We start from the raw sequence: 12,777 nt of genomic DNA, 5'->3' as shown, positions 1-12,777 counted from the left end.
CCGGTGGCAGTTGGCGCGGTTCCAGGCTGAAGCAGGACACGAGGATTGATCCGATGTCGCCAGTCACCGCCGCGTCTCCGACGCTCGATCGCGACCTTCTGCTGAAGGCGGCACAGGAGCGTCTGCTGCGCTCGGAATGGTCGCGGGAGCTGTTGCGATCGTTTCAAGGCGGCGCGCTGCAATCCGCCCTGAAGCATGCGGTCAATGCGTCACCCTACTATCGCGAAACCATTGGCGACCGCTTGGCGCAGGGGGCCGCACTCAAGGATCTGCCCGTGCTGACGAAGCGGGCGCTTATGGAGAATTTCGACCGGATCGTTACCGACCCGAGGCTGAGCCGGCAACTGGTCGAGGGGCATCTCAGCGGACAGTCTTCCGGCTCGCTTCTGCTTGGTGAATACAGGGCCGTTGCCACGGGCGGCACGACCGGCGAGCGTGGGGTCGCGGTCTTCGATCCCGCAGCCTGGCTATCGGCCATCGCCAACATGGTGCGTTTCCAGGCGATCGTCGGCATCGACGAGACGACGCGCAGTGTTGCCATATTCGCCTCGTCGCCGGTCCATATTTCCTACCATATCGGCGTGGAGCTTCGGGCGTTGAGGCCGCCGGCGCCCCGGTTCAACGTGCTGATGCCGATCGAGGAGATCGTGGAGGGCCTCAACCTGAACCAGCCCGAGGTGATCTCGACCTATCCGTCCTTCGTGCGTGTCCTGGTGGGCGAGCAGCAGGCGGGGCGGCTGAAGATCAGGCCGCGGCTTTTCCGAACCAGCGCCGAGACGCTGACGGAGGAGGTGCGCGAGCTTGCGGCCGAGACTTGGCAGGCGGCCATCGCCGACAGCTATGTCTGCACCGAGGCGGGACCCATGGGCCACGAATGCTTGCTTGGCGACGGGCTGCATCTCGCCGAAGACAGCTTCGTCTTCGAGGTGGTGGACGGAGACGACCGCCCGGTACCCGACGGCGTGGAGGGCGCGAAGCTGCTGGTGACGACCCTTGCCAATCGCGCGCTGCCGCTGGTGCGCTACGAGATCTCCGACATCGTGGCGATGGCGACCGAGCCGTGCCGCTGCGGCCTGCCGTTCTGGCGGATCGGGTCGATTGCCGGGCGGAGGGAAGAGACGCTGCGGCTGCCCAGGCGCGGTGGCGGAACGGTCAATGTGCACGCCCACCGGCTTCGCTCGCCGCTGACGGGTGCGGCCGGGGTGCGGCAATTCCAGTTCGTGCAACTGCCGGATGGTCTGGAAATCGCGATCGCCGTGTTTGAAGGCGCCGATGCGGCCGCCGTCCACGCTGCCGTCGAACTGAGCGTGCGTGCGGCACTCGAGGCGGTGGAAGCCGAACCCGCGGAGTTCCGTGTGCGGGTGGTGGATGCGATCGCGCGTTCGGGCGGCGGCGCCAAGCAAAAGCTGGTGGTCTCCGGCGGCGACTAGGAGAGGGCAGGATGCACGCGTGGTGCAATCGCGGCCCGGCTTCGGCCACGCGGCAGCAGGTGGACATTCCGGTGGCCGGCGGGCGGGCAAGCGGCTTATAGTGTTGATAGGCCGGTCCGGGGCCGATATGAAGCCGGCCTCTTGCCCGCGATACGGAGTTTTGAAGATTGAGCGTTGCCTTCACCAAGGAAGAAAGTGCCGAAACCGCCGCCGAGACATTGCTGCCGGACCGGGCGGTTTCGCCGCATCCGAACCTGGTGACAAAGGCGGGGCTGACGGCGCTGGAGGCGCAGATGCAGGAGGCGCGGGTCGCCTATGAAGCGGCAGCCACGATCGACGACGTGAACGAAAAGCGGCGGCAGCAGGCGGGACCCTTGCGGGACGTGCGCTATCTCTCCGAACGGCTGCGCACCGCACAGCTGATGCCCGAACCTGCCTCCAACGAGATCGTCGCCTTTGGCAGCACGGTGACCTTCAGCCGGGACGACGGGCGGGTACAAAAATACCGGATCGTCGGCGAGGACGAGGCAGACCCCAAGGCGGGATCGATCTCCTATGTCTCGCCGGTGGCACGCATCCTCATGGGCAAGGCAGTGGGCGACCTCGTCACGGTCGGCGACCAGGAGCTCGAGGTCGTGGCGATTTCCTGACCTTTAGCGTATCGGCTTGATCGCGTGGATTCGTGGCCATTATTATCGTATCCGATTTAATAGTGTCATCTTGACATTCCGCTGTTGCTCGGTATTTATATCGCGTCCGATCTAATTTGGCGGTGCCGGATGATCGGAGGCGCTTGCCGGAGGCAGGCGGCCAAGAGGTTTGCTCGGTTCGTCGGTACGGAGAATGGACATGCACAACACTGGTGACGCTACGCCCGTTCGCGCCTATCGCGAGTTTTCCCGCGTGCTCGATCCCGATGTCTACGAGCCGCTGCCGGATGACTGGCTGATCGGCATCACCGACGTCGTGAATTCCACCGGCGCGATCCGGGCCGGGCGCTACGAGGACGTCAACTATGTCGGCGCTTCGGCGATTGCCGCCATCGGCAATGCGCGCGGCGATTTCGATTTTCCCTTCGTGTTTCGCGGCGATGGCGCGGCCTTTGCGCTGGCGCCCGGCGGCGCGGCAATGGCAGCTTCGGCGCTGCGGCAGCTCGCCGCCTTCGCAAGGGACCGGTTTGGTCTCGATTTGCGCGTCGGCCTGCTGACGGTCCGGGATATCAGGGACCATGGCCAGGATGTGCGCATCGCCCGCTATGCCGCATCGGAAAACGCGACCTATGCGATGTTTACCGGCGGTGGGCTTAAATGGGCGGAGCGGCAGCTGAAGCAGGGGCGCTACCTGCTTTCGCCGGAAAGCCATGGTGCCGAACCGGATCTGACCGGCCTTGCCTGCGAATGGCGGCCGTTTCCAAGCCGGCAGGGGCAGATCCTGTCGCTGCTGGCCGAACCCGCCGACGACGTGACGCCCGAGCGCTTTGCCGCCGTGGCGCGCGCGGTGATCGCTGTCTTCGATCAAGGGCCGCGGCAGTCGCATCCTCTGCCGGAGGAAATGGGTGTGCCGAAGGACGCGCGGGTGCGGGTTGCGCCCGAGCGCTGGGCGGGAGTGGCCGCCAGTTCCGATTTCCGCAAATATGACGACGGCCTGCGCCTGACGGTGGATTGCACGACGGAGCAGATCGACCGCATCGAGGCGATCCTTGCGGCCGCCAAGGCGCGGGGCGAGGTGATCTTCGGGCTGCATCGGCAGAGCCACGCGCTGATGACCTGCCTTGTGCCGTCGGCGCGACCGGATGCGCACTTACATTTTCTCGACGGCATGGACGGCGGTTACGCCAAAGCGGCGGAAATGATGGTGCCGCGTGAGCGCTTGAGTGCCTGATCCGGCCAAGCGGCAAGGACGGCGGAGAGCCGCCCTTGCGCGTGATGCTGGCCGCTCCAATCGCCGTGCCGGCCTTTGCGCGAGCGATAATCGCGGCAGCGGCAGGCGGGCGTTTCAGCGACCTTCACTATTTCCGGTTTCCGGGCTGACCAGCGCCTAGCAGGTTGTCGCGCAGCTTTGCCACCGACCGCTGCACCGTCTCAAAGTCGTCACCGAGGCCGATCACGTCGGTCAGCGCAGCACCCGGCTCGGCATCCACCACCGCCTGGCCGGCCGGCGTCAGCGTCAGTCGCACCTGGCGTTCGTCCGCGGGATCGCGGCGACGCTGAAGGTAACCGTCAGCCTCGAGCTTCTTCAGGATCGGCGTCAGCGTGTTCGATTCCAGAAAGAGCTTTTCACCAAGCGTGCTCACCGTCTGGTCGTCCTCTTCCGACAGCGCCACGAGGGTCACGTATTGGGTATAGGTGAGGCCCAGCTTGTCGAGCAGGGGCTTGTAGGCGCGGCCGAAGGCAAGATTTGCCGAGTAGATCGCAAAGCACAGGAAGTTCGAGAGCTTCTTGCCGCCCTTGGCCGATGCAGTGCCAGGGTCCTTGGCAGTCTTGGACGTGGACATGGGAATCTTTTTTCCTTTTCGTTGTCTGCACTTAATATAAATCGTATCCGATTAAATCGCAATGGTGTTGACGATGCCTAGCGCTTCATCTATAAACATCGCATCCGATTAAATCGGATCCAATAAAAAATCAAACAGAGAGGAAATGACATGACCGAGAAGCTTCTTTTCACCGGCAAGACCCACAACACCAGCGGCCGCGACGGCGGCACCATCAGCCAAGACGGCACTTTGGAACTCAAGCTCACCCAGCCGCATCCGGCCGCGGAAAACCTGTTCGGTGCCGCCTGGTCGGCCTGTTACCTGGGCGCGATCGAGCTCGCAGCGCTGCAGCGCAAGGTGAAGCTCCCGGCCGGGCCGCAGGTCGATACCGAGATCGATCTCAACGTCAACGACGGCTCCTATTTCCTGCGTGCCCGCCTGAACGTTCGCCTGGATGGTCTCGACCGCGACGTCGCGCACGACATCATCCACGCCGCCCATGATATCTGCCCTTACTCCAAGGCAGTGCGCGGCAACATCGACGTCGAGACCAATCTCCTCTGATTTCTGCGTAAAAAAACCTATTGATATCATCGGGATGTGCCTGAGCTGGTCACCAGCCGCGGCGCATCCCGATTTCGTTTCAGCAGCGCTCGTTCCTCTACGCATCGCGTCCGGCGGCGGCGGAGGAGGGATTTTCCCGACGGGACCTCACAAGAATGTAATTTGGCCGATCGTCGCCCTTGTTGGTATTTTCGCGCCTTCGCATGTACAGGGGAGCGGCCCTGAGGGGCCGATGGTCGCATGCCTTACAACCTCACGGTCAATGGAAAGAGCTATGCCGTCGATGTGGACGGCGATATCCCTCTGCTCTGGGTCCTGCGCGACACGATAGGGCTTACCGGAACCAAATTCGGCTGCGGCATCGCCATGTGCGGCGCCTGCACGGTGCATGTCGACGGGCAGGCGGCGCGCTCCTGCGTGATGCCGGTGTCAGAGGCGGCGGAGAAACCGATCACCACGATCGAGGCGATCGGCGACACGCCCGAGGGCAAACGGGTGCAGCAGGCCTGGCTCGACATCGACGTGGTGCAGTGCGGCTACTGTCAATCCGGGCAGATCATGTCGGCGACCGCGCTCATTGCCGCCAATCCCACGCCGACCGACGACGACATCGATGCGGTCATGGCCGGAAACATCTGTCGTTGCGGCACCTATCCGCGCATTCGTGCAGCCATCAAGCTTGCGGCGCGGGGGTGATGCCATGTCCATCTTCGACAGAACGAACCTATCCTTATCGCGCCGCCAGCTTCTGATCGGCGCATCGCTGACCGGCGCGGGGCTGGTGATCAGCTTCAGGCCGCAGGCTGCCGTCGCAGCGGGCGAGCCCTTTTCGCCGAACGCCTTCATCCGCATTCCCCAGGAAGGCAAGATCACCTTCGTCATGCCCTCGGTGGAAATGGGGCAGGGCATCTATACGGCGGTCGCGATGATACTTGCCGAAGAGCTGGAGGTCGGGCTCGACCAGGTGGTGCTGGAACATGCGCCGGCCGACCCCAAGCAATATGCCAATCCGCTGCTGGGCGACCAGATCACCGGCGGTTCCTTTGCGATCCGCGGTGTCTACGAGCAGATGCGCAAGGCGGGTGCTGCGGCCCGCATCATGCTCATCGGCGCTGCGGCGCGCGACTGGGGCGTTTCGCCGGACGCCTGCAAGGCCGAGGCGGGACATGTGGTCGAGACCGCCGCCAGCCGGCGCGCCGCCTATGGCAGCCTGATTGCGGCTGCGGCCTCTGAAGTCGTGCCGCAGGAGGTGCCGCTGAAGCCGGCGTCCAGCTACCGGGTGATCGGCAAGCCGGTGCATCGTCTCGACAGCCCGGAGAAGGTGAACGGCACGGCGAAATTCGGCATCGATGCCCGCCCGGATGGCGTCTCCTATGCGGCGATCGCGATCTGTCCGCACTTCAACGGCAAGCTGCGCTCAGTCGACGAGGCCCCGGCCATGGCGATCAAGGGCGTCAGCCAGGTGGTCCGCATCGAGGAGGCCGTCGCGGTCGTCGCCAACAATACCGGCGCTGCGCGGAAGGGGCTCGCGGCCCTTTCGATCGAATGGGATCCGGGGCCGAGCGCCTCGGTTTCGCAAGCCGAACTCGAGCACCTCATGGATGCGGCGATCGACGGCAAGGCCCTGCCGCATGTCAGCGAAGGCGATGTCGCCAAGGCCGAGGCCGAGCATGGGCCGGTGCACGAATTCGTCTACCGCATGCCGATCCTGACCCATTCCGCCATGGAGCCGATGAATTGCACCGTGCATGTGCGCCCCGATGGCTGCGAGGTCTGGGTGGGAACGCAGATCATGAGCCGGGCACGGCAGGCGGCAGCCGACGTGACCGGCCTGCCGGTCGAAAAGGTGGTGGTGCACAACCACTTGCTCGGCGGCGGCTTTGGCCGCAGGCTCGATGTCGACGGCGTGATCCTCGCGACGAAGATCGCCAAGCAGGTGAAGGGCCCGGTGAAAGTGACCTGGAGCCGGGAGGAGGACATCCGTCACGACTGCTATCGTTACCTCAACTACAGCAAGGTGACGGCGACGCTCGGGGCCGACGGCATGCCGGTCTCCTGGCGGCACCGGGTCATCGGCCCGTCGGTCATGGCGCGCTGGTTCCCAGGCTTTACCAAGGACGGTGTCGACCTCGACCAGATGGCGGGGGCCGAAACGCCCTATGCGATCGAAAACAGGCAGACCGATTTTGCCCGCCAAGAGGCGCCGGATGGCATGCTCACCGGCAACTGGCGTGGTGTCGGCGCCACCCGCAACATTCCCCCGGTCGAATGCGGAATCGACGAACTGGCGGAACTGGCGGGCATCGATCCGCTCGAATACCGGCGGCGGCTGCTGCAGCACAAGCCGCGGCTGCTCGGCGCGCTCGACCTTGCAGCCGAGAAGGCCGGCTGGTCGACCCCGCTTGCCAAGGGCAGGGGGCGGGGTATCGCGGTTGCCGAGGATTTCGGCAGCTTCGCGGCGATGGTCGCCGAAGTCAGCCTCGACGGGAACGGCAGGTTCAAGACCGAGCGTATCGTCTGCGCGGTCGATTGCGGCCAGGTGATCAACCCGGACACGGTCGAAGCACAGATCCAGAGCGGCGTCGTCTACGGCCTGAGTGCGGCACTTTACGGGCGCATCACCGTTGAAAACGGCGCGGTGGTCGAAGGGAATTTCGACGATGCGCCTGTCCTGCGCATTCACGAGACGCCGCCGATCGAGGTGCATATCGTGCCGAGCGCCGAGGCGCCCGGCGGCATCGGCGAAGTGGGCACGCCCGGCGTGGCGCCGGCGCTTCTGAACGCGATCTTCATGGCGACCGGCAAGCGGCTCAGAACCCTGCCGATCGACCAGGGCGACCTGAGGAGGGTGTGACCATGAACAGGCCCGCCCTTGCTCTCTCGCTTGCATCCGCGCTCGTGGCCGCAGGTCTCATCGCCACTTTCGAGCCGGTCAGCGGTTTTGCCGAAACCGCCAGCGGCGGCGCCTTGAAAGGCGCGGCCGACTTTGCCTCGATCACCGACGCGCGCCAGCGCTCGAAGGCGATCTTTGCCGAGGCGAGCCGGGTGCTCACCCATCCGCGCTGCATCAACTGCCACCCGGCAACGCGCAGCCCGACGCAGGGCGAGGACATGCACCCGCATGTGCCACTGATGATCGACGCCGACAGTTCGATGGGGCCGGCCGGCCTTGCCTGCAGCACCTGCCACGGCGCGGAGAACCGGGCGATCGTCGGCAGCCGGCTGAAATCCATCCCCGGCAACGCCCATTGGCAGCTGGCGCCCGAAAGCATGGCCTGGCAGGGCCTCACCGTTCGCGAGATCTGCGAACAGGTGAAGGACACCGAGCGTAACGGCAACCGCTCCCATGCCGATCTCATCAAGCACATGGGCGAGGATCACCTGGTCGGCTGGGCCTGGCATCCGGGTGAGGGCCGCAGTGCGCCGCCCGGTTCGCAACCGGAGTTCGCCGCGCTGATCACAGCCTGGGTGGAGACCGGCGCGGAATGTCCGGACTGAGCGGAAGCTCATGTCCGGACTGAGCGGAAGCTCAAGTTTGGGCTAAGCGGATTGGATTGCCGGCGAGCGCTGTATCAGCCTGTCGAAGCGCGTGCCGCGCACGGCGTCATGCAATCTTCAGCAGCCTTCGCCAAGCCTGCTGCAAGATTGGATTTGATGCGGCCGAGTAACTGTAAACAACTGAAAATTGCAAGATCGAGGCGTTGCTGCGACGATCGGGGAGCGCAGGCACGTCGTCGCTAGGAGCGGGTCCTCCTTGACAATGCAGCCGGACTGTTCGACCTTCGCGCCCATGACCTGCCGCCTCGCCAAACTGACGACTGCGAAAAAAGCCCCGCACCCGGGGCTGTCGGTCGTTGCGCGCAGAGCATAGCAAGCACAAGGACCAGATCGACCCCGCCGGTTCGGACGGGGTTTTCGCTTGCGCTCTCCGTCTCCGGTTTTTTCAAGGAGATGGAATTTCATGGAAAGCACAGCTTCAACGCAATCGCCGGGCCTTGGCGGCCTCTGGCTGCCGCTGATCACGCCCTTTCGCGATGGTGAACTGGACGAGCGCTCACTCCGCCGGCTGGTCGCCCACTATGCGGCCGAGCCGATCGATGGCTTCATTCTCGGCGCGACCACGGGCGAGGGCATGGCGCTCGACGAGGCGGAGTGCGAGCGGGTGGTTGCGATCACCAATCAGGCCCTGGCTGGATCCGGCCGGCGCATCCCGGTCTATTTCGGGCTTTCCGGCAGCGATACGCGGAAGTCGGTGAAGGCGCTGGAGCGGATGGCCGCTTGGGGCGTCGATGGCTATCTGATTGCCTGCCCCTATTACACGCGGCCGTCGCAGCGGGGGCTGTTTGCGCATTTCTCGGCCCTTGCTGATGCCACGGACCGGCCGATCCTGATCTACAACATTCCCTACCGGACGGGCGTCAACCTCGGCAACGAGACGATGCTGCAACTGGCGGAACGGAGAAACATCGTCGGCGTCAAGGATTGTTCGGCGGATGCGACGCAATCCTTCGATCTGCTGCGCCACAAGCCGCGCGATTTCGCCGTACTGACCGGCGAGGACCCGTTGTTCTACACGGCGCTGACGCAAGGGGCCGAAGGCGGGATCACGGCGTCAGCCCATGTGCAGACGGCAGCGTTCGCCGATGTTCGCAACAGGCTGCTTGCCGGCGACCAGGCGGGGGCGCTTTCCGCATGGCAGCGCCTTGCCGACCTGCCGCGGCTGCTCTTTGCCGAGCCGAGCCCCGGGCCGATCAAGCACTGGCTGTGGCGCGCGGGGCTGATCGACAGCCCGGAGATGCGCCTACCGATGGTGCCGGTGAGTGATGACTTGGCGCTGAGGATCGAAAGGGCGATAGCGGCGCAGGACGGCCGCCGCTGAGCCTGCGACGGTTCCTCAAGGCGGGGGCGATCGGTGAAAGGAAGATCGCCCTGCTTTGCGTGGTCATTTGCATCGTATTTTAACAGTTACGTACTTTCGCCGAACGGCTTGTTTCGGCAGGATAGCGGTCCTCACGCGCGGTGTCCGACGGCCCTGTGCGGACCCGTGCTGCTGGGCATTGAAATGCCGCAGTTGAGGAAAAAAAACAGAGAACCATTCTTGCGAGCGATCCGTGTCCTGAACCGTCACGGGTGAGGGCGAAAGGCCGGTTTCCCGGCGCGAGGACGAGCCGGGCGAGATGGACGGTGTGCCAAAAACGGGGCGCCTGTGCGGGTGCCTTTCGAAAGCTGATTGATCAGGACGCCTGGAGACGATGATGAAAACATCCGGCAGCAATCTTGAAATCACTCGACGCGACATGATGAAAGGCGGGATCGGAGCAGCCTCGCTTGCCGCGATCGGTGCCGGCGCGGCCGTTCCGGCGGCTTTGACCGCCGCCTCGGTCGTTACCTCGGCCACGCCCGCCGAGGCGCAGCAAGAGCTCGGGCCGGGAGCGCCGACGCTGCCGGTGACCGGTGTTGCCATGCATCCAGGCTATGCCCGTACGATCGGGCAGATGGCCTATATCTGGGGCTGGCCGATCGTCAACATGCTGAACCGCAGGGCCAAGGTCACCCAGGCGCCCTATGCGGGTCTGCTCGGTGGCCTTTCGCCTGTGGCCCCGCGCGGCCAGGTGGGCATGCTGCACGACTATATCGAGCCGTCGGAAACCTTCGTCACATGCCCCAACCAGGACGTCGTCTATGGCCTCGGTTTCTTCGAGCTCGACGATGAGCCCGTCGTCGCGCAGGTGCCCGACTTCGGCGACCGCTTCTGGCTCTATTCGCTCTACGATGCCCGCACCGATCAGTTCGGCCAGCTCGGCAAGCCCTATGGCACGCGGCCCGGCTTCTATCTTCTTGTCGGCCCCGACTGGGACGGGCTGAAGCCCGCCGGCATCACCGACATCATCCGCTCCCCGACATCGCTTGCGAGCGCCATTCCCCGCATCTTCCAGACCGATGTGAGCGACGACAACCAGGCGGTCCAGCCGCTGATCAACCAGGTGGTTTTCTATCCGCTGAAAGAGTTTACCGGCGAGGCGAAGACGATCGAATGGGCAAAGCTGACCGACATTCCGGCTCCGCCCTTAAACGGCGGCGCGACCGACGCCGAAACCAAATGGGTGACGCCGGAGACGTTCTTCGACCAGTTCGGCGACGCCATCGCCGCGGTCGATCCGCTGCCGGGGGAGGAGGCGCTTTTTGCCCAGTTCCGCCTGTTGCTCGACGCGGCCGAGCGGGATCCCGAGCTTCGGGGCATGCTCGTCGACACCGCGATCGAGACCGAGAACAAGGTCATCCACCCCTTCTTGGAATGGCAGCGCAACGGGCTGCCGGCCGGCAATGGCTGGAACCGCTCGGTCAACAATGCGCAATGGGGGATCGACTACTTCAACCGGACCGGCACCGCCAAGTCGAACATGTTCAACAACCGGCCGAGCGAGACGCAGTATTTCTATACCGACTTCGACGGCGCCGGCGACCAGCTGACCGGCGTGAAACTTTACGAGATCACCTTTGCGCCCGGCCAGGAACCGCCGGTCAACGGCTTCTGGTCGCTGACCCTTTATGACGACAAGCACCTCTTCCACACCAACGACTTCAAGCGCTATTCGCTGGGCACCAAGAGCGACAGGCTGAAGCGCAATGCCGACGGCTCGCTGACGCTTTATGTGAGCGCCGAGCGCCCCGGCGGGGAGAAGGACAGCAACTGGCTGCCGGCGCCGCACGGAATCTTCTCGCTCTACATTCGCGCCTATTGGGGCAAGGACGCGATCCTCGACGGCACCTGGCAGCCGCCGAAGATCACGGTTGCGGCATGAGGGTGGCCAAGGTGCCGGGATAAACCGACGTCGGTTTGCCCGGCATGCTCAACGCCAGAAGCGCTTGACGTCGATCACGTCGTCGAGCGCAGCTTGCGCGCGGTCGATGAGCTTGTCCTTGTTGGCCTGAACGACGAGCTTTCCGGCGTCCGGGTGACCTTCGAGGCCGATCTCGCCAAGCACATGCGGCGCCGAAACCAGATCGTTGAGCGTGCCGAGTTCATCCTGCAGTGCGGCCATTGCGGCCGTGAAGCGCTTGTGGCGCCTGGCGCCACGCTTGTCGTCGAACAGTGTCGCAAAGAATTCGGCGGCATAGCGCAGCTTCTTGGCGTCCTTGCGGGCCTCGTGCCGCTCCTCGTCGTTGATCTTGGCGAGCGCGCGGCCGTGCTTCTTCAGCTTCCGGCGCTCGCGGTCGAGCACGGCCTCGGCGAAATCGGTCACGGGCCGATCGTGAAGTTCGGCGGGCGGCGATGAAAGATAGGCGCCGCAGTGCAGCCACTGGTGGAGATCGAGCATGAGGGCGCGGCCGCGTCCGTCATCGAGCGCCGCGAACACCTCCCGATAGCGGGCGGCGCGGGCTGTCTTCAGCCACTCGACAAGTTCCGGCTGGGATGCGCGGGCCAGGAGAACGTCGACGTCGCGGGCCTTGCCGAAGACGCCCGCCAGCCACTTCAGCTCGCCTTTCAGGCGCGTACTTTCGTCGTCCTGAAGCAAATCCCTGTAGAGCGAGAAGGCCGATCGCAGGCGCCGAAGGGCAACGCGAGCCTGGTGCAGGGCCTCCGGGTTCTGGCGCACGCGCAGCACGTCTTCGTTCAGGCGGTGGTGGCGAAGACAGGCAAGGGCGACCGTGCGGAAGCTTTTTGCCACCCGCATCTCGCGGTCGAGTTCGACCGGCTCGGCCTTGAAGACCATCTGCTCGGCATCGATGAGACGGAAGCCGCGCTCCGCCTTGGACATGACGCCGAAGCGGATGGGAACGATCGCCTCGATACGGCGGGCGAGCGTGAAGAGCGCCTCGGGCGCGCCGTCCTTGAGCTCAAGTTCGATCTCGCCGATCGCGGTCTGGCGGGTGCCCGCGGTGATCAGGCCGCGGTCGAGCACGACCTCGACGTCGGCGCCATCCTGTTTCACTTTCCAGGTGGTGCGCTCGACATCGACGGCAAAATGCGCCTGCAGATCGCCTGGCTCGAGGTCGAACTGGGCGGCAAGCGGCGTGGTGTGGTCGACCACCGGCTCGTCGCTGTCCAGCGGCTGCTCCCATTCCGGCCGGGCGAAAACCGAGGCGCTCGCTCCCGTCGCCTTGATCGTCTGGGTGCGGGCAGAACCGACCGTGCGGATGCGCAGCGTGAAACCCGACTGGAACAGGTCGCGGGCGCGCGTATCGAAATAGACGGACCGCTGGCTTTCGACGCGCGCCGGCTCACCCAGAAACCCGGATGCGGCGAAGCGATCGAGATCTTCAGGGAGAAGCTCGAGCTTGATTTCGATTTCCGTGTTCAACCCA

The 12,777-nt window shown here is 64.7% G+C and carries 11 protein-coding genes; 9 read left to right on the top strand and 2 right to left on the bottom strand.

What is annotated here, in order from left to right; all coding sequences use genetic code 11:
* Positions 1-53 precede the first annotated feature (53 nt).
* From IB279_RS11330 to IB279_RS11320, 3 genes are all read left to right on the top strand, one after another.
* Positions 54-1,430 (top strand): phenylacetate--CoA ligase family protein, encoded by a 1,377-nt coding sequence (locus tag IB279_RS11330; protein WP_246801894.1) that lies wholly within the window; start codon positions 54-56, stop codon positions 1,428-1,430.
* A 167-nt stretch (positions 1,431-1,597) separates the two neighbouring features.
* On the top strand, positions 1,598-2,080 hold the full coding sequence (gene greA / locus IB279_RS11325) for a transcription elongation factor GreA (protein WP_060583309.1): 483 nt from the start codon (positions 1,598-1,600) through the stop codon (positions 2,078-2,080).
* Positions 2,081-2,279: 199 nt separating this feature from the next.
* Positions 2,280-3,311, top strand: coding sequence for a DUF3095 family protein (locus IB279_RS11320; RefSeq protein WP_060583311.1), 1,032 nt, complete (start codon positions 2,280-2,282; stop codon positions 3,309-3,311).
* 127 nt (positions 3,312-3,438) lie between these two features.
* On the opposite strand, the gene IB279_RS11315 is transcribed toward IB279_RS11320, so the two are convergent.
* Positions 3,439-3,924, bottom strand: a complete 486-nt coding sequence (locus IB279_RS11315) for a MarR family winged helix-turn-helix transcriptional regulator (protein ID WP_034793351.1) — start codon at positions 3,922-3,924, stop codon at positions 3,439-3,441.
* A gap of 150 nt (positions 3,925-4,074) precedes the next feature.
* On the opposite strand from IB279_RS11315, the gene IB279_RS11310 reads away from it, so the two are divergent.
* The 6 genes from IB279_RS11310 (at position 4,075) to IB279_RS11285 (ending at position 11,273) form a co-directional block, all read left to right on the top strand.
* On the top strand, positions 4,075-4,470 hold the full coding sequence (locus IB279_RS11310) for an Ohr family peroxiredoxin (RefSeq protein WP_034793353.1): 396 nt from the start codon (positions 4,075-4,077) through the stop codon (positions 4,468-4,470).
* A gap of 240 nt (positions 4,471-4,710) precedes the next feature.
* Positions 4,711-5,166: a (2Fe-2S)-binding protein gene (locus IB279_RS11305; RefSeq protein WP_034793355.1), complete on the top strand. Its 456-nt coding sequence runs from the start codon at positions 4,711-4,713 to the stop codon at positions 5,164-5,166.
* Positions 5,167-5,170: 4 nt separating this feature from the next.
* Positions 5,171-7,324 (top strand): molybdopterin cofactor-binding domain-containing protein, encoded by a 2,154-nt coding sequence (locus IB279_RS11300; RefSeq protein ID WP_112770975.1) that lies wholly within the window; start codon positions 5,171-5,173, stop codon positions 7,322-7,324.
* A 2-nt stretch (positions 7,325-7,326) separates the two neighbouring features.
* Complete coding sequence (locus tag IB279_RS11295; protein ID WP_192339210.1) at positions 7,327-7,968, top strand: Isoquinoline 1-oxidoreductase subunit; 642 nt, start codon at positions 7,327-7,329, stop codon at positions 7,966-7,968.
* A 463-nt stretch (positions 7,969-8,431) separates the two neighbouring features.
* Complete coding sequence (gene dapA, locus IB279_RS11290) at positions 8,432-9,349, top strand: 4-hydroxy-tetrahydrodipicolinate synthase (RefSeq protein WP_112770974.1); 918 nt, start codon at positions 8,432-8,434, stop codon at positions 9,347-9,349.
* 376 nt (positions 9,350-9,725) lie between these two features.
* Positions 9,726-11,273, top strand: a complete 1,548-nt coding sequence (locus tag IB279_RS11285) for a DUF1254 domain-containing protein (protein WP_112770973.1) — start codon at positions 9,726-9,728, stop codon at positions 11,271-11,273.
* Positions 11,274-11,321: 48 nt separating this feature from the next.
* Here IB279_RS11285 and IB279_RS11280 read toward each other — a convergent pair whose 3' ends face one another.
* A complete protein-coding gene (locus tag IB279_RS11280; protein WP_192339209.1) occupies positions 11,322-12,773 on the bottom strand; it encodes a CHAD domain-containing protein in 1,452 nt (483 codons plus the stop codon).
* Positions 12,774-12,777 lie beyond the last annotated feature (4 nt).

Origin of the sequence: Ensifer sp. ENS06 (assembly GCF_014852205.1) — a bacterium.
GTDB classification, from domain to species: Bacteria; Pseudomonadota; Alphaproteobacteria; order Rhizobiales; family Rhizobiaceae; genus Ensifer; species Ensifer adhaerens.
This window is presented reverse-complemented; position numbering and strand designations above follow the sequence as displayed.

Coding starts and splice junctions, on each gene's coding strand:
- IB279_RS11330 (WP_246801894.1), top strand. CDS start 54: ATGTCGCCAGTCACCGCCGCGTCTCCGACGCTCGATCGCGACCTTCTG.
- IB279_RS11320 (WP_060583311.1), top strand. CDS start 2,280: ATGCACAACACTGGTGACGCTACGCCCGTTCGCGCCTATCGCGAGTTT.
- IB279_RS11315 (WP_034793351.1), bottom strand. CDS start 3,924: ATGTCCACGTCCAAGACTGCCAAGGACCCTGGCACTGCATCGGCCAAG.
- IB279_RS11310 (WP_034793353.1), top strand. CDS start 4,075: ATGACCGAGAAGCTTCTTTTCACCGGCAAGACCCACAACACCAGCGGC.
- IB279_RS11305 (WP_034793355.1), top strand. CDS start 4,711: ATGCCTTACAACCTCACGGTCAATGGAAAGAGCTATGCCGTCGATGTG.
- IB279_RS11300 (WP_112770975.1), top strand. CDS start 5,171: ATGTCCATCTTCGACAGAACGAACCTATCCTTATCGCGCCGCCAGCTT.
- IB279_RS11295 (WP_192339210.1), top strand. CDS start 7,327: ATGAACAGGCCCGCCCTTGCTCTCTCGCTTGCATCCGCGCTCGTGGCC.
- dapA (WP_112770974.1), top strand. CDS start 8,432: ATGGAAAGCACAGCTTCAACGCAATCGCCGGGCCTTGGCGGCCTCTGG.
- IB279_RS11285 (WP_112770973.1), top strand. CDS start 9,726: ATGAAAACATCCGGCAGCAATCTTGAAATCACTCGACGCGACATGATG.